The sequence below is a fragment of the Kitasatospora sp. NPDC004615 genome (genome assembly GCF_042873545.1).
Taxonomy (GTDB): domain Bacteria; phylum Actinomycetota; class Actinomycetes; order Streptomycetales; family Streptomycetaceae; genus Kitasatospora.
In genome coordinates, this window is sequence record NZ_JBIALQ010000001.1 from 851050 (window position 1) to 877198 (window position 26149).

Genomic DNA, 26149 nt, shown 5'->3' on the forward strand with positions numbered 1-26149 from the left:
ATGATGTGCTCCTCTGTCTGGTTTCCCTCCGCCCGTCCGGTCGGCCGGTGCGGTGTGAGACAAGAACACCAGGGCCCGCTCCGAGCCCGCTCCGAGAGCGCTCCGAAGCCTCGGCCGTCACCTCCGCGTGCCACACTCCGCACCATGAACATCACTGCCACGCCCCGCAGTTGGGGCGAATCCGTCGCGCTCTTCGAGCGCCGCGGCCTGCCGCTGAGCAGCTACGAGAACCTCTACAACGAGACCTACGACGTCCACTCGGGCAGCCTGACCGTCCCGGGCGCGCTCGACCTGGACGCCACCGAGCCGTACGGCACCGGCTTCGTCATCGACGGCGATCTGACGGTGGACGGCGCGATCCTCAACGTGGACGACGGCTGCCCGGCGCTGGTCGTGCTCGGTGACCTGACGGCGGGGGCGATCCACCTGGAGGGCGACGCCAAGCTGCTGGTGCGCGGGAGCGTCCGGGTCGGGGCGTTCGTCGGCCACATGACGGACAAGCTGGTGATGATCGGCGGCGACCTGCACGCCGGCGTCACGATCCTCTCGGCCGGTTTCTTCCCCGACGAGATCGGCGGCGCCCTGACCGGCCCGGTGCTCGCCGCGCCGTACGCGCTGGCCGAGCTGGGCCGCGAGGTCGCCTCCCCGCCCGCCGCCGAGGTCCTCGTCCCGGAGGTGCTGCGGGCCGGCGGCGACGAGGAGGACGACATCTTCGACGCGCCGGGCGTGCACGGCGGCCGGCTCTTCGAGCACCTCGAGTCCGGCCTGCCGGTGCTGCTCCGAAAGAGCTGAAAGCGGCGCCGCCCCGGCCCCCTCCGCCGCGAAGCGAAGGGAACCGGGGCGGCGCCACGGACTCGGACTACATGTTGATCATGTGGCCGGCGAGGCCGTGGATAGCCTCCTTGACGGCCTCGCCCAGCGTCGGGTGGGCGTGGATGTTGCGGCCGACCTCGTGCACCGTGAGGTCCCACTGCTGGGCCAGCGTCAGCTCGGGCAGCAGCTCGGTGACCTCGGGGCCGATCAGGTGCGCGCCGAGCAGCTCGCCGTGGGTGTTGTCGCAGATCACCTTGACGAAGCCGACGGGCTGGCCGAGGCCGTGCGCCTTGCCGTTCGCGGTGAACGGGAACTTCTGCACCTTGACGTCGTAGCCGAGCTCGCGGGCCTGCGCCTCGGTGTAGCCGAAGGACGCGACCTGCGGCTGGCAGTAGGTGGCGCGCGGGACCATGACGAAGTCGATCTCCATGGTCTCGGCCTTGGCGATGGTCTCGGCGGCGACCACGGCCATCGCCTCGGCGGCGTGCGCCAGCATCAGCTTCGCGGTGACGTCGCCGATCGCGAAGATGTGCTCGGCGCTGGTGCGGCCCCGCCCGTCCACGGCGATCGCGCCGCGCTCGGTGAGCTGCACGCCGGTGACCTCCAGGCCGTAGCCCTGGGTGCGCGGCGCGAAGCCGATCGCCTGGAGCACCTTGTCGGCCTCCAGCACCTCCTGCTTGCCGTCACGGGTGACGGTGACCCGGACCGGCTTGTTCGGGTCGGAGTCGTCGATCGCGTCGACCCGGGTGGAGGTGAGCACCTGGATGCCCAACTTGCGGTACTGCTTGGCGAGTTCGGCGGACACGTCAGCGTCCTCCAGCGGCACCATGCGGTCCAGGAACTCGACGACGGTGACCTTGACGCCGTAGTTGTGCAGCACGTACGCGAACTCGACGCCGATCGCGCCGGCGCCCGCGATGATGATCGACTCCGGCAGCTGCTCGGTGAGGATCTGCTCCTCGTAGGTGACGACCCGCTCGCTGAGCGAGGTGCCGGGCAGCAGCCGGGTGGTGGCGCCCGCGGCGATGATGCAGTGGTCGAAGGTGACCATCTCGAACCCGCCGGCGGACAGCGCGACCTGCAGGGTGTGGTCGTCGACGAAGGTGCCCCAGCCGTCGTACTCGGTGATCTTGTTCTTCTTCATCAGGTAGTGGACGCCCTTGACCCGGCCGTCGGCGACCTGCCGGGAGCGGCTGAACGCCTTGCCGTAGTCGAAGGAGACCTGGCCCTCGACCTGGATGCCGTAGAGGTCGGCCTCCTTCAGCACGGTGTGCGCGAGTTCGGCGTTGCGCAGCAGTGCCTTCGAGGGAATGCAGCCGACGTTCAGGCAGACGCCGCCCCAGTACTTGGCCTCGATCACGGCGGCGCGCAGACCGAGCTGGGCGGAGCGGACAGCGGCGGTGTAGCCGCCGGGGCCGGCGCCCAGGACGACCACGTCGTAGTGCGTGCTCATGTTCCTCGTTCCTCCGGTGACTTCGAAGACCACGTTGGCTTCGCGGCCATGGGATCAGTAGATCAGGTCGCGAACCCTCAGAGCTCGGGGAGGTCGGGCAGCGCGCGGACGTGCAGCCAGTCGTCCAGCAGCGGGCGCAGCGGGCGGTCGGTGTAGTGGGCGGCGTGCGCGGCGAAGTCGTCGGTGGTGACGACGCCGTGCCGGTGCCCGGTGGCCCAGTCGCGCAGCAGGCGGAAGAACGCGGCGTCGCCGAGGGCGCGGCGCAGCGCGTGCACGGTGAGGCCGCCGCGTTCGTACACCCGGTCGTCGAACATGTTCGTCTTGCCGGGGTCGCCGATGGCCAGGTCCTGTGGCAGGCCGCGCAGTTGGCGGTGGGCCTCGGCGGCCTTGGCCTGCGTGGTGGGGCCGCCGGTGCGCTCGGACCACAGCCATTCGGCGTACTTGGCGAAGCCCTCGTTCAGCCAGATGTGCCGCCAGTCGGCGATGGTGACGCTGTTGCCGAACCACTGGTGGGCGAGTTCGTGGGCGACTAGGCGTTCCCAGCCGCGCTGCCCGTCGACGTGGTTGCGGCCGAAGGTGGCCATGCCCTGCGCCTCGACGGGGACGTCGAGTTCCTCGTCCACCACGGCGACGGTGTACTCGCCGAACGGGTACGGGCCGAACAGTTCCTCGAACAGCCGCATCATCTGCGGCTGCCGGGCGAAGTCGTGCTCGAACGCGGCCTGGTGCGCCAGCGGCACCCAGGCGATCTGCGGGACGGTGCCGGGGACGCGTTCGGTCAGCGGGAACTCGCGCAGCGGGGCGATGGCCAGCCCGACCAGGTAGGACGCGGTGGGCGCGGGCTGCTCGTACACCCAGGTGGTGGCGGAGGAGCGGGTGGTGCGGCTGAGCAGCCGGCCGCCGGTGACCACGGTGTACGGCGTCGCGGTGGTGACGGTCAGCTGGTAGGCGGCCTTGTCGGCGGGCCGGTCGTTGCAGGGGAACCAGGACGGTGCGCCGATCGGCTGGGAGGCGACCAGCGCGCCGTCCTCGATCTCCTCGAAGCCGAGGCCGCCCCAGGGGCTGCGGACCGGGCGCGGGTTGCCGGACCACTGCACCTCGCAGGTGAAGTGCGCTCCGGCGGCGAGGGCCTTGGCGGGTTTGATCCGCAGTTTGCCGTCGCGGTGCGCGTAGTGCGCGGCCCTGCCGTCGACCAGCACCTTGCCGATCCGGAACGCGGCCAGGTCGAGGGTGAACTCGCGCAGCGGTTCCTGGCCCGCTATGGCGGAGATCCGGGCGGAGGCGGCCAGCCGGTTGGGGCCGGGCCGGTAGTCGAGGGCGAGTTCGTAGCGGTGGGCGCGGTAGCGCGGGTCCCCGTGGCGGGGGAAGTAGGGATCGCCGCTCACCGGTGCTGTTCCTCCTGGCTTGAGTGCCACGCTTCGATCGGGTTGCCGAGCCAGCGGGTGTCGGCGGGTACCGTCTCGGCGCGCATCACCAGCGAGGCCGGGCCGAGGGTGGTGCGTTCGCCGACGGTGCTGCCGGGCAGCACGATCCCGCCCGGGCCGAGCGTGGAGCCCGCTCGGAGCTCCACAGTATCCAGCCGCATGATCCGGTCGTGGAAGAGGTGCGTCTGCAGCACGCAGCCCCGGTTGACGCTCACCCCGTCCCCGAGGGTGACCAGGTCGGCCTCGGGCAGCCAGTAGCTCTCGCACCACACGCCGCGCCCGATCCGCGCGCCGATCGAGCGCAGCCACAGCGTCATCACGGGTGTGCCGGCGGCCCGGCCGATCAGCCAGGGCACGGCGAGCACCTCGGTGAAGGTGTCGGCCAGCTCGTTGCGCCAGACGAACCCGGACCACAGCGGGTGCTCGACCGCCCGGAACCGGCCCACCAGCAGCCACTTCGCGGCGGCGGAGACCACGCAGGCCACCAGCCCGGCGGCCAGCAGCACCAGCCCGGACAGCAGCGGCTGGTCCAGCGCGCACAGCGCGGCGGCGGTGAGCACGGCCAGGGCGGCGGAGGCGAACACCGGGACGATCCGGCCCAGCTCGGTCAGGCCGCGCGCCCAGCGCAGCCGGGCCGGCGGTTCGTAGGTGAGCGCCAGGTCGGCGGTGTCGGCGGCCCGGGGCAGTTTGACCGGCGGCATGCCCAGGTAGGAGCTGCCGCGCTTGGCCTTCTTCGGCGTCGCCGACAGCACCCCGACCAGCCCCCGGTCGGGGACGGCCCGGCCGGGCGCGGTCATCCCGGAGTTGCCGAGGAACGCCCGCTCGCCGATCTCGGCCCGCCCGATCCGCACCCAGCCGCCGCCCAGTTCGTACGGGGCGATCAGGGTGTCGTCGGCGAGGAACGCCCCGTCGCCGACCGTGGTCAGGCTGGGCAGCGCGAGCACGGTGGACACCTCGGCGCCCTTGCCGATCCGCATCCCGAGCAGCCGCAGCCACACCGGGGTGATCAGTGCCGCGTACAGCGGGAACAGCGTCTCCCGGGCCAGGTCCATCAACTGGCTGACGGTCCACGCCTGCCAGCCGACCCGGCCGTGCAGCGGGTGGTACCCGGTGCGCAGCCCCCGCGACAGCAGGCGGACCCCGATCAGCACCTTCGCGGCGTACGCCAGCCCGTAGGCGAGCGTGGCCGGGACGAGAGCGAGCAGCGCGCCCTTGAGTGCCTCCGCCAGACCGTCGCCGGGGTGGACGAACCGGCTCGCGATCAGCAGCGCGGGCAGTGCCGACAGCAGCGGCAGCGCGGACAGCACGAACCCGGTCGCGCCGTACACGGCCGCCCAGCGGGCCGAACGGCGGGGGCGTTCCTTCGGCCAGCCGCGTTCGGCCTTGCCGGTCTTCACGGCGGGCGCGCCCGCCCAGCGCTGGCCGGTCGGAACGTGCCCGGTGACGCCGGAGCCGGGCGCGACCTCGGCCCGCTTGCCGATCTTCGCTCCGGGCAGCAGCGTCGACCGGGTGCCGACCACCGCGCCCGCGCCGATCCGCAGCGCGCCGATCTCCAGCCGGTCGCCGTCCAGCCAGTAGCCGGACAGGTCGACCTCGTTCTCGATCGCGCAGCCCTTGCCGAGCCGCAGCAGGCCCGTCACCGGCGGCAGCGAGTGCAGGTCCGTGTCCGCGGCGACCCGGCAACCCAGTGCCCGGGCGTACCGCACCAGCCAGGACCCGGACAGCTGCACCGCCCCCGACGCCTCGGCGATCCGTTCGGCGGCCCACAGCCGCAGGTGCACGCTGCCGCCACGCGGGTACGTGCCGGGGCGGACGCCGCGCAGCAGCAGCCGTGCGCTGCCGGCGGCGATCGCCAGCCGGCCGGGCGCCGAGTACAGCAGCGCCACACCGGCCAGCAGCAGCCACCACGGCGCGGTCGGGGCCCACGGGTAGTCGCCGACCAGGTGCAGCACGGTGCCGAGCACGGCCAGCAGCAGCGACCAGCGCAGCCCGATCAGGGTGACCGGCGGCAGCATCAGCAGCAGTTGCAGGGCCTGGGCGCGGCGTGGCGTCGGCTCGACGGTGCGCACCTCGCCCCCGGACTGCGCGGACTTCTCCAGCAGCCGGGCCAGCTTGCGCAGCGTCGGCTGCTGGTAGATGTCGAGCACCGACACCGCCGGGTAGCGGCCGCGCAGCAGCGTGGTGAGCTGGGCTGCGGCGAGCGAACCGCCGCCGATCGCGAAGAAGTCGTCGCCTGCACTTCGCACCGGCGTGCCGAGGATCTGCGCCCACTGCTCGGCCAGCCACGCCTCGGTGCCGTACAGCTGCTCGGCGGGGCCGGACGTCTCCAGATCCGGCAGCGGCCAGGGCAGCGCGTCCCGGTCGACCTTGCCGGACGTCCGGGTCGGCAGGTGTTCGACGGCGGCCAGCAGCGGCACCAGCGCGGCGGGCAGCTCGGCCCGCAGCCGCGCCACCGCAGCCTCGCGGTCGAACCCCTCCTGAGCCACCAGGTATCCGACCAGCAGCTGATTGCCACCGCGCGCCGTCCGCACGGCCGCCGCCGCACCGGACACGGCGGGCAGCGCCTGCAGCGCCGCGTCCACCTCGCCCAGTTCGATCCGCCGGCCGCCCAGCTTGATCTGCTCGTCGGCCCGCCCGAGGAACACCAGCCCCTCGGGTTCCGCCCGCACCAGGTCGCCGCTGCGGTACGCCCGCTCCCAGCCCAGCGAGGTGAGAGGCGCGTACTTCTCGGCGTCCTTCACCGGGTCCAGGTACCGGGCCAGACCGACCCCGCCGATCACCAGCTGCCCGCTGCCACCCATCGGCACCAGCACGCCCGCCTCGTCGACGACCGCCAACTCCCAGCCGTCCAGCGGCAGTCCGATCCGGATCGGGGCCGCACCGCTCAGCAGCGCCCCGCACGCGACGACGGTCGCCTCGGTCGGGCCGTACGTGTTCCACACCTCGCGGCCCTCGGTGACCAGCCGCTCCGCCAGCTCCGGCGGGCACGCCTCACCGCCGAAGATCAGCAGCCGCACCTCGTTCAACGCCTCGGCCGGCCACAGCGCGGCCAGCGTCGGCACCGTGGAGATGACGGTGATCTCCTGCTCGGCCAGCCACGGCCCCAGGTCCGCGCCGCTGCGCACCTGCGCGCGCGGCACCGGCACCAGGCACGCGCCGTGCCGCCACGCCAGCCACATCTCCTCGCAGGACGCGTCGAACGCCACCGACAGCCCCGCCATCACCCGGTCCCCCGGCCCGATCGGCTCCTCCTGCAGGAACATCGCCGCCTCGGCGTCCACGAACGCCGCCGCACTGCGATGCGTCACCGCCACGCCCTTGGGCTTCCCCGTCGAACCGGACGTGAAAATGATCCACGCGTCGTGCTCCGGCCCCGGCGGGACGGCCTCGTGGCCCGACGGTTTCACCTTCTCCAGCCGCCCGTCCGCCCCGATCACCGCGTTGACGTCCGCCTCGCCGAACACCAGCTCGGCCCGCTCGTCCGGATCCTCGAAGTCCACCGGCACATACGCCGCCCCCGCCGCGAGCACCCCCAGGATCGCCACGTACAGCTCGTTCGCACCCGACGGCACCCGCACCCCGACCCGGTCCCCCAACCCGACCCCGGCCCCCGCCAACTGCCCCCGCACCCGCTCCACTTCGCCCAGCAACGCGGCATAACTCAGCACCTGCCGCCCGTCGTCCAACGCGGGCTCCTGCGGAAACGCGGCCGCCGTCGCCGCCAGTACATCCACCAACGTCCGAGGCGGGCCCGCAGGGCGGGCACGGAACAACGCGGGCTCGGAATCGGTGATCATGGCCATACGGTCCTCGTCCTGGGTTCCCCGGCGGTCAACCATAAGCATCGGGAACGTGACAACCCGGGAAAATCTGAGCAAACGGGGAAGCGACACCAGGGGCGCGGGGACCTGTCAGACCTTCACCACCACGACGTGGTCGGGCAGCAGCCTCTCCAGATCCTCCGGCTCGGACGTGAACACCGTCACCTGGCCTCGCTGCCCCAGCGCCACCACCGCGAGCATGGCGTCGATCGCATACTTGTGCCCCTGCAGGCCGGCGCCCGCGAGCAGCCGACGTGCCTGCCGCGCCTCGTCCCGGCCCAGTTCGGCGACGTTCACCCGGGACAGCACCCAGTCCCAGCGCTGTTCCGTGGTCCGCGCGTCGTACGCCTCGACCAGAGTCATGGGCGAGGTGACGATCTCCGCCTCGCCGCGGGCAGCGAGATCGAACCGGGCGATCATCATGCGATCACCACGAACCGCGAGCGACAGGGCCTCACAGTCCAGCACGAAGACCCGCAGCAGCCGGGCTCCCTCCGCGCGCTTCTTCACCCGGCCGCCCCACCGCTCTTGCTGCGAGCGGCCCGGCGATGGCGGACTTTCCGGGCCCTGCCCCGCCGTGTTCACCAAGTGTCGAGTCCTGCCTCCGAGACTGGCTGTCCCTCGCCCGGCCCTGCCGTGGTCTGCGCCCTCCGGGGGCGTGCTCCGGCCTCGCTTTCCATGTCCACTCCGACTTCCAGGAGCTGAAACCCGATGAGCAGGATCCTCGTCGCCGCCACACCCGTGACCGGACACACCGGCCCGTTGCTGCGGATCGCCGCCCACCTCGTCGACCTCGGTCACGAGGTGGCCTTCCTCGGTGGCGCGCGTTTCGCCGAGCGGGCCGGGGCCGCCGGTGCGGTGTTCCATCCGCTGCCGCCCGAGGCCGACTACGACGAGCGGGACTTCGACGCGAGCTTCCCGGCCCGCCGGTCCGTGCCGCCCGGTCCTGCGCGGGTGGCCTGGGATGTCATGCATGTCTTCGGTGACCCACTGCCCGCTCAACTCCGGTCTCTGCGGCAGTTGTTGGCGGAATTCCCGGCCAGTGCCGTCATCCACGACAACCTCTTCCTGGGCGGCGTGGCGCTGGCTCTCTCCGCACCCGCCGCCGACCGGCCCACCGTCCTGAGCATCGGCGTCTCCCCGCTCGGCGTGCCGAGCAGGGACACCGCCCCGCACCTGCTCGGCCTGCTGCCGCCGGTCGACGAGGAGGAGCGGGCCCGGTATGCCGTGCTGGCGGAGAGTCTGGAGGAGCGCACCCGGCCGGTCCACGCATACCTGTCCGGGGTCTTCGCGGCGGCCGGGGTGCGGCTGCCCGCGGGGCCCAGCGGGCGGGTCCGGGCCGAGTCCGCCGACCACTACCTGCAACTGACCGTGCCCGGCTTCGAGTACCCGCGCACCGATCTGCCGGCCAACGTCTCCTTCGTCGGCGCCCTTCCGCTGCCGGCCGGCCGCGACCCGTGGCAGCCCGAGTGGTGGCCCGCCCTGTCCTGGGCCCGCGCCGCGGGCCGCCGGGTCGTCGTGGTCACCCAGGGCACCTTGGCCAACGTCGACCTCACCGAACTGACCGCGCCCACCGTGCGGGCCCTCGCCGAACGCCGGGACCTCCTGGTGGTGGCCGCCACCGCCCGTCCGGACGGTGCGCAGGCGCTGCACGACGCGCTGTCCGATCTACAAGGGCTTCCCACCAATGCCGTCGCGACCGGCTACATCCCCTTCGACGCCCTGCTGCCGTTCGCCGACCTGCTGGTCACCAACGGCGGCTACGGCGGCGTCCAAGCGGCACTCGGGTACGGCGTCCCGCTGGTGGTCGCCGGGGAGACCGAGGACAAGCCGGAGGTCGCCGCCCGCGTCGAGTGGAGCGGCACCGGCGTCAATCTACGCACCGCCCGCCCGAGCGCCGAGCAGCTGAGCGCCGCCGTGGACAAGGTGCTGGACGACCCGGCCTTCCGCGAGCGGGCGCACGCCCTGCGCTCCGAACTGGCCGAGTACGACGCGCTGTCGCTCATCGCCGAGCTGGCGACCGGGCCCGGCGGGGCCTGATGCCCGCGCGCGAGTGGAGCCCCCGGCGGTACGGGGGCTCCTCCGCGTGTACTACCGCCCCTCGCCCCGGCGCACCGCGCCCGGTGCGCTGACGGCCGGGCGGTCGCCGCGCCGGTTCGCCGAGGTCAGCTGCCACGGCACCGATATGACCATCACGCCGGGCGTGAACAGCAGGCGGCTCTTCAGCCACAGTGCGGACTGGTTGTGCAGCAGGTTCTCCCACCACCGGCCCACCACGTACTCGGGGATGAACACGGCCACCGCGTCCCCCGGCCACGCCTCCTTGAGCTCCCGCACGTGCGTGACCACCGGCTTGGTGATCTCGCGGAACGGCGACTCCAGGACCCGCAGCGGAACGTCCAGACCGCTCGCGTCCCACTGCGCCCGCAGCTCACCCGTCGCCTCGGGTTCGACGTCCACCGTGACCGCCTCGACGGTGTCCGGCCGGAACGCCTCCGCGTAGCCCAGGGCCCGCAGCGTCGGCTTGTGGAGCTTGGAGACCAGCACCACGGCGTGCACCTGCCGGGGGCGGGAGCTCTCCGCGGCGACGTCCTCGACGGCGAGTTCCGCCGCGACGTGGTCGTAGTGCCGGCGGATGCCCCGCATGGTGAGCCACAGCAGCAGTGCGGCGACCACGGCCAGCCACGCGCCCTGGGTGAACTTGGTGATCAGGACGATGACCAGCACCAGCGCGGTGGTGACGGCACCCAGCCCGTTGATCAGCCGGGAGCGCTGCGCGGCGGCCCGGACCGCCGGGTCGCGTTCCTCGGCCAGCGCCCGGTTCCAGTGCCGGACCATGCCGATCTGGGAGAGCGTGAAGGAGGTGAACACGCCGAGGATGTACAGGTGGATCAGGCTGGTGACGTCCGCCTTGTAGAACCAGAGCAGCCCGCCGGCCACCACCGCGAGCGCGATGATGCCGTTGGAGAAGGCCAGCCGGTCGCCGCGGGTGTGCATCTGCCGGGGCAGGTAGCGGTGCTGGGCGAGGATCGAGGCGAGCAGCGGGAACCCGTTGAACGCGGTGTTCGCGGCCAGGATCAGCACCAGTGCCGTCACTGCCTGGATGAAGTAGAACAGCAGCGTGTCGGAGCCGCCGAAGACGGTCGCGGCGAGCTGCGCGATCACGGTCTGCTGGGTGTACGTGTGGCAGTCCCCGGCGAGGCCGGTCAGCTGGCAGGCGTCCTCGACGTAGTGGACGTGCGAGGTGAGGGCGAGCAGCGTGACGCCGGCGAACATCACCACCGCGACGATGCCCATCACAGCCATGGTGGCGGCGGCGTTGCGGGACTTGGGGGCGCGGAACGCGGGCACGCCGTTGGAGATCGCCTCGACGCCGGTGAGCGCGGTGCAGCCGGAGGCGAAGGCGCGCAGGCCGAGCATCAGCAGGCCGAGCCCTTGCAGGGTGTCCTTGCCGTCCACGGCGGTGACGCCGAGGGCCGCGGTGGGGGCCTGCGGGCTGTCGCCGAAGGCGAGCCGGATCAGGCCGGTGACGACCATCAGCAGGATGCCGCCGATGAACAGGTAGGTGGGGGCGGCGAACGCCCGGCCGGATTCGCGGACGCCGCGCAGGTTCATCGCGGTCAGCAGTGCCACGAAGCCGACGGCCAGCGCCACCCGGTGGTCGGCGAGCGAGCCGAACGCGGAGATGATGTTGTCGACGCCGGACGCCACCGAGACGGCGACCGTCATCACGTAGTCGACCAGCAGTGAAGCGGCCACCACCAGGCCGGAGTTGGCGCCGAGGTTGCGGGAGACCACCTCGTACGAGCCGCCGCCGCTCGGGTAGGCGTGCACCACCTGCCGGTAGGACATCACCACCACGGCCATCAGTCCGACCACGCCGGCGGCGACCCACGGGGTGAGGTAGAGGAAGGCGGTGCCGCCGACGGTGAGGACGAGCAGGATCTCGCCGGTCGCGTAGGCGACCGAGGAGAGCGGGTCGGACGCGAAGATCGGCAGCGCGAGCCGCTTGGGGAGCAGCGTCTCGCCGAGCTCCTCGCTGCGCATGGCCCGGCCGATCACAAGGCGCTTGAGCGCCTGGGGGAGGTTGAACACAGCACGGGAGCGTATGCGCCCCTGCCGTTAAGACAAGCAGTCTGTCCGATGACTGGATTTCCAGCATTTCCGCAGGCCAGAGGCCGTGTAGATGATCGAATCGAAGGCATTTCGGCCGTAAAGGCTGCCGTTAAGGATTCGTCAATGTCTCGCCGGTACCGCCGCAAACCGGGACAAAACACTCACCGCGCGGCCGGCAACCGGGACTCGATGGCGGCCAGCGCAGCCCTGATCGCCGCCACGTCGTTCTTGTCGGCGACCTGGTCGCCGTCCTTCAGCTTCACCAGCAGGGTGCCGCCCGGCTCCAGCACGATCAGCGAGGTCTCCTCCACCCCGTCGCCGCCCTGGTGCCGGATCGCCACGTCCAGGTCGGGCACCCGGATGCCCTCCCGGGTGATCGCCCGCAGGTCGTACCCGCCGTCCTGGCCCAGCACCGTCGGCGTCCCGTCCAGCAGCCGGTTGAACCAGTCCCAGCGGGCCGCCTGCTTCACCAGCACCCAGTCCGTGACCAGCAGCACCAGCGCCCCGTACAGGCCGCCGACCAACGAGTTGTCGTTCCCGATCACCGCGTTCTGCACCACGTTCGACAGCAGCAGCATGACCACCAGGTCGAAGGTGTTCAGCTGGGCGAGCCCGCGCTTGCCGACCACCCGCAGCAGTGCGAGCAGCGCCAGGTACACCAGCACGGTGCGCAGCGTCTTCTCGCCGTGCGAGATCCCCGCCTGGAACATGTCGTGCCACATGCCCGCCACGGTAGGCACCGGCGCGATCCACCGGTCCGGCCCCCACGCCCGGCACTCCCCCGGACGGCCCATCCCCGGCACGGCCCCGCCGCCGCACCCGCCCGGCGGGTGCGCCCTCCGGTGGCGGATCGCGGGCCGCGCGGCGAGGGTGACTTGCGGGGGAGCACCGGAACGCCTCACCGGAAAGAGCGAGAGATGCCCGAAGTCACCGAACCGTACAAGACCGGCACCCCGTGCTGGGTCGATCTGATGGCGAAGAACCAGCAGGCGGCGCTGGACTTCTACCGCGACCTGTTCGGCTGGCAGGGCAAGCCCGGCCCGGCCGAGTTCGGCGGGTACGCGGTCTGCGAGCTGAACGGCAAGGCCGTCGCCGGGATCGGCCCGGCGATGGCGCCCGAGGGCCAGCCGGAGCCGCCCACCGTGTGGACCGGCTACCTGGCCACCAATGACGCGCAGGCCACCCAGGACGCGATCGTCCGGGCCGGCGGCACGCTGCTGGCCCCGGTGATGGACGTCGGCAAGCTCGGCCGGATGCTGATCGCCCAGGACCCGCAGGGCGCGGTGTTCGGCGTGTGGCAGGCCCTCGAGTTCGCCGGTGCCAAGGTGGTCAACGAGGCCGGCGCGGTGGTCTGGAACGAGCTGCACACCAGCGACATCCCGGCGGCCACCGCCTTCTACGGCGAGGCGTTCGGCATCGAGATCAAGCCGATGGAAGGCGCGAAGGACTACTGGGCGCTGGAGGTCGGCGGCCGCGCGGTCGGCGGTGCCACGCTGCTCAAGAACGACCCGCCCGGCACTCCGGCGCACTGGCTGACGTACTTCGCGGTGGACGACGTCGACTCCACCGTGGACGCGCTGGCCAAGCGCAAGGGCACCGTGCTGGTCCCGCCGTTCGACATGATGGCCGGCCGGATGACGGTGGTCGCCGACCCGCAGGGCGCGCCGTTCGCGATGATCAAGCCGAAGCCGATGTAGGCCCGGTGCGGTCACCGGAAGCCGCCCGTCCCGGTCCGTCCGGGGCGGGCAGCGGCTTCCCCGCGTTCAGGGCAGCACCGGACCGCAGGTGAACAGCAGCGGCAGGACGGGCGCGGCAGCCGTGGTGAGCGCGGCGGCGGCGCGCAGCGCGGGGTGCGGGGCGGTGGCGGGGGCGAGCAGGCGGCGGACCCGGAGCAGCGCGGCGGGGCCGCCGGCGGCGAACGCGGCCTGCGGGACCTGGCCGCCGGCCACCCGGTACATGGCGGCGGCGAGCACGGCGCGCGGGTGGCGGCGCACGGCCCGGTCGTCGGCGGCCATCTCCAGCAGCAGCGGGGTCTCCCGGGCGGCGAGGCGGGCCAGCGGGAGGAACGGGAACGCGGCGGCGAGCGCGTCCGCGGCGGTGCGGGCCAGGTGGTGGCGGCCGGTGACGTGGGCGCGCTCGTGGGCGAGGACGGCGGCGAGTTGAGCGTCCGTCAGGACGTCGAGGGCGCCGCGGGTGAGCACGATCCGGGAGCGGCGGCCGGGCAGGCAGTACGCGGCGGGGATGTGGTGGTCGAGGACGTGCGCGCCGAGCCGCGGGTCGCGGGCGGCGACCAGGTCGAGCACCGTGCGGTGGCGGCGCCGGTGCCGGGCGGCGCGGGCCAGCACGGCGGCGAACCGACCGAGCGGCCACAGCGCGGCCGCGGCGGGCAGCAGCAGCCGCCAGCCGCTGTCGAGCGTCGGCCCGGCGGGGTGGTCGACGCCGCACAGGTGCATCAGGCCGACCAGCCCGAGGTGCAGGTGGCCGCCCGGGACGGCCACGTGGTGGACGGCCAGCACCAGTGCGGTGAGGAAGGACAGCGCCAGCCCCTGCCAGAGCGCGACGGCCAGCCGGGGCGCGCGGTGCGTCCAGCGCGCCCTGGCCAGTGGCAGCGGGGCGAGCACGCCGACCAGCAGCGCGTACCCGAACAGCGCGAACGCGGCGGTCACCGGCCGCTCCCGGGTGCGCCGTTGCCGCCCGGCTGGTCGCGGTCGACGGAGTCGATGGCGGCGCGCAGCGCGTCGAGTTCGGCCGGGGTGAGCTGTTCGACCAGGTGGGCGAGGGCACCGGTGGGGTTGGGGCTCTCGCCGAGGACGTCGCGCATCAGGGCGGCGCTGTACGCCTCGCGGGTGCAGGTGGGCCGGTAGTTCCAGGCCCGGCCGGACTTCTCGCGGCGCAGCATGCCCTTGCGGTACAGGATGTCGGCGACCGTCATCACGGTGGTGTACGCGAGTGGCCGGGAGCGGTTGAGGTCGTCGACGATCTCGCGGACGGTGGCGGGGCGGTCCCAGGTCCACAGGCGGTCCATGATCTCCGCCTCCAGGTCGCCGAGTCTGCGCACTGCCGTTCCGTCCTTTTTCGGGTCACCGGGTGGTCCGGCTCATCGTAGTGGGCGCGGGATGGCTTGCCGGTCCTTCTACTGAACTACTAAGTTGTCTCGTAGTTCAGCCCCCGGAGTTCTGAGGAGAGACGCAGCGATGGGAACGCACCGCCGCCCCCGGCCCGCCGGACGCACCAGGACGGCCGTCCTCGGCGCGGCGGCCGGCGCCGCCGTCCTGCTGCCCACCACCACGGCCTGGGCCGAACCCGGCACCGGCAACACCGACCAGGTCAAGGCGAAGGTCGACGCCCTGTACGAGGACGCCGAGGCGGCCACCGAGCAGTACAACAAGGTGGACGAGCGGGCCAAGCAACTCCAGGACCAGGCCGGGAAGTTGCAGGACCGGCTGGCCGAACAGCAGGAGAAGATCCTGAAATTCCAGGAAACCCTGGGCGCGTTGGCCGCCGACCAGTACCGCGGCGGCGGCATCGACCCGAGCATGCAGCTGATGCTCAGCTCCTCCCCCGACGAGTACCTGAGCCGGGCCGGACTCCAGGACATGGCCGGCGAACAGCAGGCCGACGCGCTGCGCAGCGCGCTGCGGCTCCAGCAGTCGATGAACCAGGACCGGGCCGAAACCGCCGACAAGCTGGCCGAGTTGGAGCAGGCCCGCAGCGCCATGGCGGCGAAGAAGACCGAGGTGCAAAAGAACCTGGCCGAGGCGAGCCGCGTCCTGGCCGGCCTCAAGGCCGCCGACCGGGCCCGCGTCCTCGGCGACAACAACCAGGCCGCGTCCCGCAGTTCGGCCCGCGGCCAGACCTACACCGGCCCCGCCACCGGCCAGGTCAAGGCGATCCTGGACTTCGCCTACGCCCAGATCGGCAAGCCCTACGGCTGGGGCGCCACCGGCCCCAACTCCTTCGACTGCTCGGGCCTCACCCAGGCCGCCTTCCGGGCCGGCGGCGTCGGCCTCCCCCGGGTCTCGCAGGACCAGTGGAACGCGGGCAAGCGCATCGCGAAGGCCGACATCCAGCCCGGCGACCTGCTCTTCTACTACAACGACCTGCACCACGTCGGCATCTACATCGGCAACGGCAAGCTCCTGCACGCCCCACGCACCGGCAAGAACATCGAGATCGTCGACATGGACGTGATGCCGTACATGGGCGCCGTCCGCCCCTGACCGGGCCCGAGTGCGCGCGGTCAGCTGTTGAGTTCCCGGGACTGTCCGGCCCACCGGACCACGAACGGCATGGCCAGGCCGGCCGCGACGAAGACGCCGCCCATGACCAGCCAGCCGGGGGCGCCCCAGCTCAGGCAGAGCAGGCCGAGCAGACCGGGGGCGACGGTGTAGCAGAGACCCATGCCGATGCCGAACACGCCGGAGTACTGTCCCTGCGCGTGTGCGGGGGCCAGCCGGAACCGCAGCTCCATCGACCCGGCCGCGTGCCACAGCGAACCCACGGTATGGACGGCGACGCCGGCCGTCATGATCGCCGCGGCGGCCCAGCCGGGCAGGCCCGGGGCCATCGCGATGACCGCCATGCCGACCAGGAACGCCAGCCCGGCGCGCCGGGTGGCCCGGCCGGCGACCTGGCCGCCCTTGATACCGCGGCTGGTGCGGATCTGCAGGAGGACCACCATCACGGTGTTGACGGCGAGCGCGACGCCGGTGAACCAGCGCGGTGCGTGGGTGTGCAGGACCACCCACAGCGGCAGCGCGTAGGTCACCACCTCGCCCTGGATCCACAGGACGCCGTCCAGCACGACGAACGCCATGTACGGCCTGTCCTTCAGCGCGAGCCACCGGTCCGACCCGGTCGAGGCCGGCAGCGGCTCCAGCCTGGGCAGCCGGAGCACGACGGCCGCGCAGCCGACGAAGGTCAGGGCGTTGGCGAGGATGAGCGCCCGGTAGGCGGAGCCGGAGTCGAGCTGGATCACCGCACCGGCGGCCAGCGCGCCGAAGGTGCTGGCCAGGAAGGCGACCGAGCGCAGGTAGGAGCGGAACTTCGGCACCTCGTCACCGCCGAACCGGCGGATCATCGGGCCGCGCGCCGCACCCCCCGAGGCACCGGCCAGGTCGGTCACCGCCACCGCCACCATGAACGCCACGAACGAGTGGGCGAACAGCAGCGACACCATGGCCACGGCCTGGATCAGCAGGGTGACCAGGAAGACGCCGTGCGGGCCGCGCCGGTCGGCGAGGTGCCCGACGGGCGGGCCGGCGAGCAGGCCGACCACTCCGGCAACCCCGAGGCCGAGGCCGACCTGACCGATCGGCAGGCCGATCACCCGCAGGGCGTACAGCGGCGCCGTGGCCAGGAAGGCCGCGGTGCCGAGCTGGTTGATGAAGCCCCCGAGTGCCAGCCTGCGCTGGGGGCCGGACTCGAGGAGTAACCCTCGTCGCACCAGCCAGGGCCGACGGTCGGGGGTGGTGGCCTCCTGAAGGTCATCGGGGGACAGCGTTCCGGTCTGACTCACGTGGTACTCCTGGGCGTTGATCACGGCTGGGCGGGGACGGACGGCGCGGCGGAGCGCCTGGGGAAACTACAGCCGGACCGAAATCGGGTCGAGCCCGGACCTGCGCGCTGGCAGGATGCCGGGGTGGACGAGATCATCCGCGCCGCGGGCGCGCTGCTGGGCCAGCCCCTCCGGGACCCTGTCGATCTCGGCGGCAGCTCGCGGAGCACCGTACTGCGCTGCCGGACGGCCACCGGCGGCAGCGTGATCGTCAAGGCGTTCGCCGACGGGCCCGAGGCACGGCGCGCCTACACCGGCGAGACGGCCGGGCTCTCACTCGGCCTGGCCGGACCGGAGTTGCTCGCCGCGGACGTCGAGCGGCGGCTGCTGGTGATGGCGGACCTCGGGGACGCGCCCACCCTGGCGGACCTGTTGCTGGGCACCGATCCGAAGGCCGCCGAGCGCGGCCTGCTGGAGTGGGCACGCGGCCTGGGCCGGCTGGCGGCCCGTTCGCTGCCGCGGCGCGCCGAGTTCGCGGCTCTCTGGCAGCAGCACACCCAGGGCCTGCCGAGCTGGGAGGACGAGCCGTGGCAGCTGCAGAACGTCGACGCCTTCCTCGACCTGCTCACCGAGTGCGGCCTGACCGCCCCGCCCGGGCTCGCCGAGGAGCTCACCGCGATCGGCACCGCCGGCGGCGAGCGGTACCCCGGCTTCACCCCCGGGGACACCTGCCCCGACAACAACCTGATCACCGCGGAAGGCCTGCGGCTGATCGACTTCGAGGCGGCCGGCTACCAGTCGGTCTTCCTCACCGCCGCCTACTGCCGGATGCCGTTCTCCAGCTGCTGGTGCGTCCACCGGCTGCCGGCCGACCTGGCCCCGCGGATCGAGGAGGCCTACCGGTCCGAGGTGGTGACGCAGTATCCGGAACTGGCCGAGGAGACGCACTGGCAGGCCGGGATGGCACAGGCGGTGGTGGTCTGGACGGTCGACACGACGGTGCACCTGCTGCGCCGCTCGCTGCCCGAGGACGGGTGGACGCACCGCACCCGGCGGCCGGTGCCCACCCGCCGCCAGGTGCTGCGGCACCGCTGGACGAGCGCGCTCGACCTGCCGGGGTACCCGGCCTTCACTGCCACCCTGCGGCTGTTGCTCTCCGAGATCGCCGCGGGGTGGGACGTGCCCGAGCTGCCCGGCTACCCGGCGTTCCGGGACCGCTCGGAGCCTGCCCTCCCCCCGCGCGGCCCGGCGCAGTAGAAAGGAAGCATGGGAAGACAGCTGGGCCTGCTGCTCTACGTGCTGGCGATGGTCGGCCTGATCGTCGGGGTGGACTTCGCGTTCTTCCGGGACCACTTCTGGCCCCGGCTGCTGGTGAACGTCGGCCTCGTGCTGGTGTTCCTCGCGTGCTACCTGCGCTTCCTCAAACACTCATGAGCCGGAATCGCCCGACTCCGTGACGGGCAGGCATTCGGCCAGCAGGGCGAGCATGTCGCGCCAGGCGCGGTCGGCCTGACGGGGGTGGTGGCCGACGCCGGACAGTACGACGGCGTTGACGGTGGGGTGGTGGAAGGCGTGCTGGGCGCCGCCGTAGACGGTCAGACGCCAGTCGACGCCCGCCTCCTGCATTTCGGCGGTGAAGGCCTCGCGCCGGTCGGCGGACATGATCGGGTCCTCCGAGCCGACGCCCGCCCAGACCGGGCAGGGGATGTTCGCAGACTCGCCGGGGCGGCCGGTGGTGACGGCGTTGAGCGTGCCGATGGCGCGCAACGGGATTCCGGCGCGGCCGAGTTCGAGGGCGATGGCGCCGCCGGTGCCGTAGCCGATGGCGGCGATCCGCTCGGGGTCGGTGCGCGGTTCGGCGAGCAGCACGTCGAGGCCGGCCCGGCCGATCTCCCGCATCCGCTCGGGGTCGGCGAGCAACGGGAGGGCGCGGGCCAGCATCTCCTGCGGGTCGGTGAACCAGCGTCCGCCGTTGATGTCGAACAGCAGTGCCACGTAGCCGAGTTCGGCGAGCGCGTCGGCCAGGCCGCGCTGGAAGTCGCTCAGGCCGGGGCCTTCGGGGCCGATCAGCACCGCGGGCCGGCGGCCGGCGCCGGCGGGCAGCGCGAGGTGGCCGACCATGGTCAGGCCGTCGGCGGGGTAGTGGACCGTGCGAGTGGTGACCGTCGTCATGCGATCGGACTGTACGGACCGTCGGGCCCGGTCGGTACGGTCTTAGCTGCGGGCAGAGCGGAAGGGTGCATGGGGATGCGGTTGCGCAATGTCGAGCCGGGGGATGTCGAGGCGTACGTCCGGATGCGGTGCGACCCGGCGATGATGGCCGAGTTGGGCGGGCCGCTGCCGGCCGAGGGCATGGCCGACAAGGTCCGGCTGGATGTGGAGCGGACGGCGGCGGACGACTGGTGGGTCCGGATGATCGTGCCGGACGGCGCCGGGCCGGAGGTGGTCGCCGGGACGGTGACGCTGTGGCCGCACGAGGAGGACGGCGAACGGATCACCGAGATCGGGTGGATGGTGCTGCCGGAGTTCCAGGGCCGCGGGCTGGCCAAGCGGGCGGTCGGCGAGGTGCTCGAAGCGGCCGGGGCGGACGGGCGTTGGGGCCGGGTGCACGCGTTCCCGGGGGCGACGAACGGCGCGTCGAACGCACTCTGCCGCTCGCTCGGATTCGAGCTCCTCGGGGATCGCGAGGTGGTGTTCGCCGGGCGGGTGCTGCGGACGAACCACTGGGTGATCGAGCCGTAGCCTGGCCGCGGGCGACGGCTCGGCGGGCCGGCCGCGGGCGGCGGTTTGGTGGCCCGGCCCCGGCCGCGGGAGACGGGTCGGCCGGGGGCGGGCCGGTCAGTGGGGCCGAGCGGTCAGCGCTCGCGGCGGGTGCGCGGCGGCCGGGGTGTCCGGGCGGGCGGGCGCACGGTGCCGAGCGGGCGGCGCGGGGCGGGGATGGCCGGCGGCTGGGACTTCTGGAACATGCGGGAATCCTCGTTCTCGATCGGCGGCCCACCCGTGGGACGGGGCGGGTCGGGTCCGATCAGCATGCGGCACCCGCTCGGCCGCATCCGGACGGCGCAACGGGAAGCCACCCGAACGGGCCAGGGCAGCCCGCGTGTCGGGCCCGGCGGGCACTGTGTCAGCATCGTGGCGACAGGCCGCTCCCGGGTCAGGACGTCGGCGGCCGGATCGGAGAGGGACTGTGGGAACCGTCGTCGCCCCCAAGCCGCTGCTGCTCCAGGACGGGCGGCCGGCCGCGGCCGGCTGGTCGCTGGATCCGTCGTTGCGGCATCTCAACCATGGTTCGTTCGGGGCGGTTCCGCTGGCCGCGCAGCGCGCGCAGCAGGACCTGCGGGACGAGATGGAGCGCGCCCCGGTGGTGTGGTTCCCGGCGCTCCCCCGGCGGGTCGCCCGGGCGCGTGCCGTGATCGCCGAATTCCTGGGCGCCCCGGCCGAGTTCACCGCCCTGGTGCCGAACGCCAGTGCGGGCGCGAGCGCGGTGTACAACAGCCTGCCGCACCGGCCGGGCGGGGAGGTGCTGGTCACCGACCACGGGTACGGGGCGGTCACCATGGGCGCGGCCCGGCTGGCCCGGCGCTGGGGCGGCTCGGTGCGAACGGTGCACGTGCCGTTGGCGGCGGGGCCGGAGGAGGCCGCGGCGGCGGTGCTGGCGGGGATCGGCGACCGGACGGCGCTGATCGTGCTGGACCAGATCACCTCCGCCACCGCGCGCCGTCTCCCGATCGACCTGATCGGCCCGGCCGCCCGTGAGCGCGGCATCCCGCTGCTGGTGGACGCCGCGCACGTCCCCGGCCTGCTGGCGGATCCGCGGGCGGGCCTGGACTGCGACGCCTGGGTCGGCAACCTGCACAAGTTCGGCTGCGCGCCGCGCGGCACGGCCGCGCTCGTCGCGCGGGGCGAACTCCGGCACGCGCTCTACCCGTTGATCGACTCCTGGGGTGCGGAGGAGCCGTTCCCGGAGCGTTTCGACACCCAGGGCACGGTGGACGCGACGAGCTATCTCGCCGCGCCGACCGCGCTCGACTTCGTTGCGGAGCAGTGGGGTTGGCCGCAAGCTCGCGACTACATGACCGAACTCGCCGACTACGCCCAGCAGTTGATCGGCGAGGCGTTCACCGCCGCCACCGGGGAGTCGGCCGCGGCGGAGGTCGGCATGCCGGTCAACGCGCTGCGGCTGGTCAAGCTGCCCGCCGGAATGGGGCGGACCCGGCTGGAGGCGGACGGCCTCCGCGACCGGCTGGCAACGGAGTTCGGGGTCGAGGCGGCGTTCACCAGCTTCGGCGGGACGGGCTACTTCCGGCTCTCCACGCACGTGTACAACACCGCCGCGGACTACGAGTACTTCGCCGAGGAGTGCGTCCCGGTGCTGTGCGCCTGGGCCGCGAAGCACCGCCAGTAGGCCCGACCGGACCCGCGCGGAGTGCGCAGCGCGGGTCCACCGGCCGGGGCTAGGAAGGGAGTTCGTAGTCCAGGTGGATCCGGTGGGTGCCGTCCTCGTCGATGACGATGCCGCCGGTGCCGGTGATGCCCGCCAGCCCGGCGGTGCCGCTGCCGGGGACGATCACGAAGTATTCGCCCTCGCGGCCCGCGCCCAGCGTGGTGGCGGAGTGCGCGAAGTTGAACGTCCCTTCGGCGTCGTGCAGTTGGCCCGCGAAGGACTCCATGGCGAGGTACGTCCCGACGCCGGCCGCGTGGTCGAACGCCGAGGTGAACAGCGTGCTGGAGCGGCCCTCGATCTCACCCCGGAACTCCTTGCGCATGGTGGCGACGCCGACGCCGACGGCGGTCTTGATGTCGCCCTCCGGGACGGGCGCGGGGGTGAACTCGGGGACGGTGAAGGTTCCTGATGCTCGCATGGGTGCGATGTTAGGGCCCATCACCGACAGTGCCGCTCCCGGCGGTATCCACTGCCCAGGCCGGGTACTCGACGGTCTCGGGACGACGCCGGCGACGGGCCACTACGCCGAGGATCGCGGCCGCCACCAGGACCAGCAGGCCGAGCAGGCCCGCCGCGCCGACGGCCGCCATGGCGCGGACGGTGCCGGGCTGGTCGCGGGATTCGACCGTGGCGAGCGGGACGGGGCCCCACGTCCGGGAGTCGATCGAGTTCGCCCGGGCGTCGCCCATCACGAACATCCGGCCGTCGGGGACAGTGGTGTCGAAGCAGCGGTAACCGTTGACCTCCCCGCGGTAACCGTTGACGTCCTCGCCCCGCAGGTACGGCTCGTCGAGCGGTGCGCCGTTCAACTGCACGGGCTGGTCGCCGCATTGGGAGATGTGGTCGCCGCCGAGGGCGACCACCCGCTTCGGGACGGCGACGGCCGGCGAACCGGGTTCAATGGCGTAGCGGAGGACCACCACGTCCCCGCGCCTGACCTGCTCGGGCTTGACGGCCGTCACCACCACGACCTGGCCGGGCTGGTAGGTGGGCTTCATCGCCCCGGAGCTGATCACGACCCGCCGGGGCCCGAGGTGGATCCCGTACCCGACCGCGCCGGTCGCCAGCAGCGCGCCCAGGATCCCCAGGATCAGCGCCACCTTGCCGAGCTTGCCCCATCCCCGCATTTACGCACCCGCCGCCGTGCCGAACCTGCCGAACGCCCGGGCAGATTCGTCCGGGCGTTCGGGAGTGTAGCGGGCGGGATCAGCCCACTGCGCACCTCGGCAAGTCCGAGGCGCCAGCCCGGGAGGCCGAGGGACCTCGGTTAGTGTGCGTCCATGTCACAACACCACCTGGATCCCGCATCGTTGATGGACTCTCGCCCTTCGCGGACGCCGGTCGCGGCGGCCGACGTCGACCAGGCCGTCCGACTCGCGCTCGCGACCCTGACGGACGCGCTCACCGCGGACTGGCGGACCACAGCCTTCGGGCTGGAGTGGGACTGCTGGGAGACCCTGGAGCACCTGGCGGACGGGCTGTTCGCCTACGCGGCCCAACTCGCGCCCGCCCGGCCTCCGTTGGACGATTACGTGCCGCTGCGCTGGCAGCGCGACCGTCCGGAAGGACCAGCGAGCGTGATCTTCGTGGACCGCGCCGTCGGCCCCGCGGGCCTGTTGCAGGCGCTGGACGCCGGCGGTGGGCTGCTGGCGGCCATGGTCCGGACAGCGGCTCCGCAGGTCCGCGCGTTCCACTCCTACGGGGTGTCGGACCCGGAGGGTTTCGCGGCGATGGGCGTGGTGGAGACCCTGGTGCACACCCACGACGTGGCCGCCGCCCTCGGCCTGCCCTGGAACCCGCCCGCCGACCTGTGCGACCGCGCACTGGCCCGGCTGTTCCCCGAAGCACCCGCCGACACCGACCGGTGGCCCACCCTGCTCTGGTCCACCGGCCGCGCCGACCTGCCCGGGCACGACCGCCGCACCTTCGAGCGCTGGCACAGCGAGCCACTGTAAGGCGGTACCGGCGCGGCGCACCGCGACCGCTTCAACCGGCCGCGGCAGTCTCCGCGTCCAGCCAGGCCAGGTAGCCGGGCGCCCCGGCGGTGATCGGTACGGCGATCGCCTCCGGGGTGTCGTACGGGTGCAACTCGCCGATCCGGTCGATGAGTTGCTGGGCGAGCGGGGCCCTGGTCTTGAGGTCGATGCGCCACTCGGTGGCGTCCTGGAGCTCGCCGTCCCACCAGTACACGGAGCGGATGGCGTGGACCTGGGCGCAGGCGGCGAGACGTTCGCGGACCAGGGTGGTGGCGAGGGCGCGGGCGGTGTCCTCGTCCTCGTGGGTGGTGGTGACCACCAGGTGCTGGGGCTCGGTCATGGGCCGAGCCTACGGGGGCGGGAGGGAGGCACTGGGTTGCTTCGGGTGGTGGCTTCGGCGGCCGGTGTCTCCGGCCGTGACGCGCCATGGCGGCTCGGGCACCCCGCGCTCGGGCCGCCATGGCGCTTGACGGTCGACGGCCGCACTCCCGGTTTTCCCCTCCCGGGAGTGCGGGCCGCGCCGCCGCTTCGGTTGGCTGTCAGCCACCTGGGGCGGCTGTCGCCGCTGACCGCCCCTCGTGGGGGTGGGCGCGGTCAGCGGCGGGTCCAGAGGGCGGGGACGTTCGGGGGCTCCCAGCCGGCGAAGGCGGTGTGCGCCTGGATGCAGACGTACGTGACGCCGTTGTAGGTGACCTGGTCGCCGACCTTGTAGCTGGCGCCGGCCTGCCAGGTGGTGGTCCCGCCCGGGGAGGAACTCGGGCTCGGGCTGGGCGAGTTGCCGGTCGGGCTGCTGCTCGGCCTGGGCGTCCCGTTGACGTTGAGCACGAAGTCGAAGCTGGCCTGGCGCCCGTTGCCGACCTGCTGGACCGTCATCACCAGCGCCGGGTCGAAGATGCTGTCGGTGGCGTTGCGCGGCTCGTTCGGGAAGTACAGCTGCGTGGTGAGGATCGGCTGCCCGGGGGCCTGCACCTTGACGTGGATGTGCCGGGTGCGGCCGGGGTAGAGGCCGGGGACGATCGTGGTCAGCGTGTACGCGCCGTTGGCGTCGCTGAACTGGTGGCCGCGGAAGGTGTACCCGCTGTTGTCGTAGGTGCCGTTGGTGTCGGCCTGCCAGAAGTCCAGCAGCGCGCCGGAGATGGGGGCGCAGTTGCGGCCGAACACGTAGCCACTGACGGTCAGCGGGACCCCGGGGGTGCCGGAGGTGACCAGGTTGGTGCGCAGCGGGGAGCCCGGCTTGAAGTAGGGGCCCTCGATCTGCTCGCCGGTGGGCGCGTCGCCGTCGTGGCAGTTGGGGGTGAGCGGGGCCGTTCCGCCGGCGGCGGCGGTGTCGCGGGCCAGGGCGGTTCCGCCACCGATCAGCACCGGCACGGCGCCCGCGAGGGCAGCCGCCTTGAGCAGGCTCTTGCGACTGATCTGACGGTCGCCAAGGGGGTTGTGGGGGGTGGACATGGCTCTCCGTTCGGCTGCTTCGTCGGACGCCGCCCGCGCGGATCCCCCCTGGGAGGGACATGACACCTGGAGAGGTCGGGTGTTCCCGCGCGGCGACGCTGTGGGGTGCCACAGACGCTAGGCCCTGCCGGGCGGGCCGTCGATGGACGGGGGCCGCCGGACGTGGTGCATTCCTCAGCCGAGCTTTACCCATCGTTGACGGTGCACGCCGGTTGTGTTGACGGTGCACGCCGGTCATGCGGACCGCTCCCGGAACTCCCCCGGCGTGCGGCCGACTTCGCGCCGGAAGAAGCGGCAGAAGTACGCCGGGTCGGAGAATCCGGCCGCCATCGCGACCTGACGGACCGTCATGTCTGTTGTGGCGAGCAGCCGTTTTGCCTCCAGGGTCTGCTGCTCGCGGATCAGCCGGGCCGGGGTGCGGCCGGTGGAGTCCTTCACCACCTCGTGCAAGTACCCTGCGGAGACGCCCAGTTCACGGGCCAGCGCGAGCACCGAGCGGTCCGCCCGATCCGCCTCCGCGATCAGCCGGGCGAACCGGTCCATCAGCGGATGCACCGGCGCCCGCGGCACCAGCACCCCGTCCGCACCCTCGCGCTGCCGCGCCACCCGCAGTGCCCGCACCAGCAGGACGTGCAGCAACGCCTGCAGCACCCCCAGCCCGCCGTCCAGGCCGGCCCGGTACTCCGCGCTCAACTCGGCCAGCAGCCGGGAGAGTTCGCCGTGCCCCTGGCGGGTGGGCCGGGACGCGGTGGCACCGGCCAGCGACCGCAGCAGGGCCAGGTCCTCCGGGTGCCGGTGCAGGAAGTCCTCGTTGAACAGCAGTACCCAGCCGTCGAGTTGCCGCGCCCGCGCCCAGTGGTGCACCTGCCCCGGCAGCACCACGTACAGCACCGGCGGCTCGATCCGGTACTCCGTGAGATCGACGATGTGCGTCCCGCTCCCCTTGGTCACGTAGACCAGTTCGTAGAACGAGTGCCGGTGCGGGAAGTCCGCTTTGGAGAGCGGCCCGATGGAGTCGAAACTACCGGCGGCGAACGGCAGCAACCCGGGATCGGGCACGTCCAGGTCGTGCAGTTCCAGGCCGGCGGGCGGTCGGAGCGTCATCGCGCCAGTGTGCGCGGACTCCCCTCGAACCGTCCAGTGGTCCAGACCATCG

General features: G+C 72.8%; 24 protein-coding genes. 9 read left to right on the forward strand and 15 right to left on the reverse strand.

Annotation, left to right across the window (positions count from 1 at the left end; all coding sequences use genetic code 11):
- Positions 1–144 precede the first annotated feature (144 nt).
- Complete coding sequence (locus ACFYS8_RS03930; protein ID WP_387635327.1) at positions 145–792, forward strand: hypothetical protein; 648 nt, start codon at positions 145–147, stop codon at positions 790–792.
- 67 nt (positions 793–859) lie between these two features.
- Here ACFYS8_RS03930 and lpdA read toward each other — a convergent pair whose 3' ends face one another.
- From lpdA to ACFYS8_RS03950, 4 genes are all read right to left on the reverse strand, one after another.
- On the reverse strand, positions 860–2266 hold the full coding sequence (gene lpdA / locus ACFYS8_RS03935; RefSeq protein ID WP_387635329.1) for a dihydrolipoyl dehydrogenase: 1407 nt from the start codon (positions 2264–2266) through the stop codon (positions 860–862).
- Between the two features lie 77 nt (positions 2267–2343).
- Positions 2344–3651 (reverse strand): M1 family metallopeptidase, encoded by a 1308-nt coding sequence (locus tag ACFYS8_RS03940; RefSeq protein WP_387635332.1) that lies wholly within the window; start codon positions 3649–3651, stop codon positions 2344–2346.
- Positions 3648–7487: a Pls/PosA family non-ribosomal peptide synthetase gene (locus tag ACFYS8_RS03945; RefSeq protein ID WP_387635334.1), complete on the reverse strand. Its 3840-nt coding sequence runs from the start codon at positions 7485–7487 to the stop codon at positions 3648–3650. Before ACFYS8_RS03945 ends, ACFYS8_RS03940 begins: the two co-directional genes overlap by 4 nt.
- 114 nt (positions 7488–7601) lie before the next feature.
- Positions 7602–8021, reverse strand: coding sequence for a hypothetical protein (locus ACFYS8_RS03950; RefSeq protein ID WP_387635336.1), 420 nt, complete (start codon positions 8019–8021; stop codon positions 7602–7604).
- A gap of 201 nt (positions 8022–8222) precedes the next feature.
- Here ACFYS8_RS03950 and ACFYS8_RS03955 point away from each other — a divergent pair, with 201 nt between their 5' ends.
- Entirely contained in the window at positions 8223–9551 is a 1329-nt protein-coding gene (locus tag ACFYS8_RS03955) for a glycosyltransferase (RefSeq protein WP_387635338.1), read from the forward strand.
- A 51-nt stretch (positions 9552–9602) separates the two neighbouring features.
- Here ACFYS8_RS03955 and ACFYS8_RS03960 read toward each other — a convergent pair whose 3' ends face one another.
- Complete coding sequence (locus ACFYS8_RS03960) at positions 9603–11558, reverse strand: APC family permease (protein WP_387636836.1); 1956 nt, start codon at positions 11556–11558, stop codon at positions 9603–9605.
- Positions 11559–11788: 230 nt separating this feature from the next.
- Entirely contained in the window at positions 11789–12349 is a 561-nt protein-coding gene (locus ACFYS8_RS03965) for a DUF421 domain-containing protein (RefSeq protein ID WP_387635341.1), read from the reverse strand.
- A gap of 195 nt (positions 12350–12544) precedes the next feature.
- Here ACFYS8_RS03965 and ACFYS8_RS03970 point away from each other — a divergent pair, with 195 nt between their 5' ends.
- Positions 12545–13324 carry a VOC family protein gene (locus ACFYS8_RS03970; RefSeq protein ID WP_387635344.1) on the forward strand — a complete coding sequence of 260 codons (780 nt, stop codon included), beginning with the start codon at positions 12545–12547 and terminating at the stop codon, positions 13322–13324.
- A gap of 66 nt (positions 13325–13390) precedes the next feature.
- Here the strand turns inward: ACFYS8_RS03970 and ACFYS8_RS03975 are convergent, their stop codons facing one another.
- Positions 13391–14293, reverse strand: a complete 903-nt coding sequence (locus ACFYS8_RS03975; RefSeq protein ID WP_387635347.1) for a M56 family metallopeptidase — start codon at positions 14291–14293, stop codon at positions 13391–13393.
- Positions 14290–14685, reverse strand: coding sequence for a BlaI/MecI/CopY family transcriptional regulator (locus tag ACFYS8_RS03980; protein ID WP_387635350.1), 396 nt, complete (start codon positions 14683–14685; stop codon positions 14290–14292). The genes ACFYS8_RS03975 and ACFYS8_RS03980 overlap by 4 nt, the downstream gene beginning before the upstream one ends.
- 136 nt (positions 14686–14821) lie before the next feature.
- Here ACFYS8_RS03980 and ACFYS8_RS03985 point away from each other — a divergent pair, with 136 nt between their 5' ends.
- Positions 14822–15847, forward strand: coding sequence for an NlpC/P60 family protein (locus tag ACFYS8_RS03985; protein ID WP_387635352.1), 1026 nt, complete (start codon positions 14822–14824; stop codon positions 15845–15847).
- A gap of 20 nt (positions 15848–15867) precedes the next feature.
- On the opposite strand, the gene ACFYS8_RS03990 is transcribed toward ACFYS8_RS03985, so the two are convergent.
- Entirely contained in the window at positions 15868–17145 is a 1278-nt protein-coding gene (locus tag ACFYS8_RS03990) for an MFS transporter (protein WP_387635355.1), read from the reverse strand.
- Positions 17146–17268: 123 nt separating this feature from the next.
- Here ACFYS8_RS03990 and ACFYS8_RS03995 point away from each other — a divergent pair, with 123 nt between their 5' ends.
- Positions 17269–18381 carry a hypothetical protein gene (locus ACFYS8_RS03995; protein ID WP_387635358.1) on the forward strand — a complete coding sequence of 371 codons (1113 nt, stop codon included), beginning with the start codon at positions 17269–17271 and terminating at the stop codon, positions 18379–18381.
- 9 nt (positions 18382–18390) lie between these two features.
- Positions 18391–18558 (forward strand): hypothetical protein, encoded by a 168-nt coding sequence (locus tag ACFYS8_RS04000; RefSeq protein ID WP_387635361.1) that lies wholly within the window; start codon positions 18391–18393, stop codon positions 18556–18558.
- Here ACFYS8_RS04000 and ACFYS8_RS04005 read toward each other — a convergent pair.
- Positions 18553–19296: a dienelactone hydrolase family protein gene (locus ACFYS8_RS04005; protein WP_387635364.1), complete on the reverse strand. Its 744-nt coding sequence runs from the start codon at positions 19294–19296 to the stop codon at positions 18553–18555. The two genes, ACFYS8_RS04000 and ACFYS8_RS04005, sit on opposite strands and share 6 nt — an antisense overlap.
- 75 nt (positions 19297–19371) lie before the next feature.
- Between ACFYS8_RS04005 and ACFYS8_RS04010 the strand changes: the two genes are divergently transcribed.
- Both ACFYS8_RS04010 and ACFYS8_RS04015 read left to right on the forward strand, forming a co-directional pair.
- Positions 19372–19866 (forward strand): GNAT family N-acetyltransferase, encoded by a 495-nt coding sequence (locus ACFYS8_RS04010; protein ID WP_387635367.1) that lies wholly within the window; start codon positions 19372–19374, stop codon positions 19864–19866.
- A 445-nt stretch (positions 19867–20311) separates the two neighbouring features.
- Positions 20312–21529, forward strand: a complete 1218-nt coding sequence (locus ACFYS8_RS04015) for an aminotransferase class V-fold PLP-dependent enzyme (RefSeq protein ID WP_387635370.1) — start codon at positions 20312–20314, stop codon at positions 21527–21529.
- Between the two features lie 49 nt (positions 21530–21578).
- Here the strand turns inward: ACFYS8_RS04015 and ACFYS8_RS04020 are convergent, their stop codons facing one another.
- Together ACFYS8_RS04020 and lepB are read right to left on the reverse strand one after the other, a co-directional pair.
- Positions 21579–21986 (reverse strand): DUF3224 domain-containing protein, encoded by a 408-nt coding sequence (locus ACFYS8_RS04020; RefSeq protein WP_387635372.1) that lies wholly within the window; start codon positions 21984–21986, stop codon positions 21579–21581.
- A gap of 10 nt (positions 21987–21996) precedes the next feature.
- Positions 21997–22695 carry a signal peptidase I gene (gene lepB / locus ACFYS8_RS04025; RefSeq protein ID WP_387635374.1) on the reverse strand — a complete coding sequence of 233 codons (699 nt, stop codon included), beginning with the start codon at positions 22693–22695 and terminating at the stop codon, positions 21997–21999.
- 186 nt (positions 22696–22881) lie between these two features.
- Between lepB and ACFYS8_RS04030 the strand changes: the two genes are divergently transcribed.
- The gene (locus ACFYS8_RS04030) at positions 22882–23523 is read left to right on the forward strand and encodes a hypothetical protein (RefSeq protein ID WP_387635377.1); all 642 of its coding nucleotides are present in this window, start codon (positions 22882–22884) and stop codon (positions 23521–23523) included.
- Between the two features lie 31 nt (positions 23524–23554).
- Here the strand turns inward: ACFYS8_RS04030 and cutA are convergent, their stop codons facing one another.
- The 3 genes from cutA to ACFYS8_RS04045 form a co-directional block, all read right to left on the reverse strand.
- Positions 23555–23884: a divalent-cation tolerance protein CutA gene (gene cutA / locus ACFYS8_RS04035; RefSeq protein WP_387635380.1), complete on the reverse strand. Its 330-nt coding sequence runs from the start codon at positions 23882–23884 to the stop codon at positions 23555–23557.
- A gap of 254 nt (positions 23885–24138) precedes the next feature.
- Positions 24139–24993, reverse strand: coding sequence for a carbohydrate-binding protein (locus tag ACFYS8_RS04040; RefSeq protein WP_387635383.1), 855 nt, complete (start codon positions 24991–24993; stop codon positions 24139–24141).
- Positions 24994–25227: 234 nt separating this feature from the next.
- Complete coding sequence (locus ACFYS8_RS04045) at positions 25228–26097, reverse strand: helix-turn-helix domain-containing protein (RefSeq protein WP_387635386.1); 870 nt, start codon at positions 26095–26097, stop codon at positions 25228–25230.
- Positions 26098–26149 lie beyond the last annotated feature (52 nt).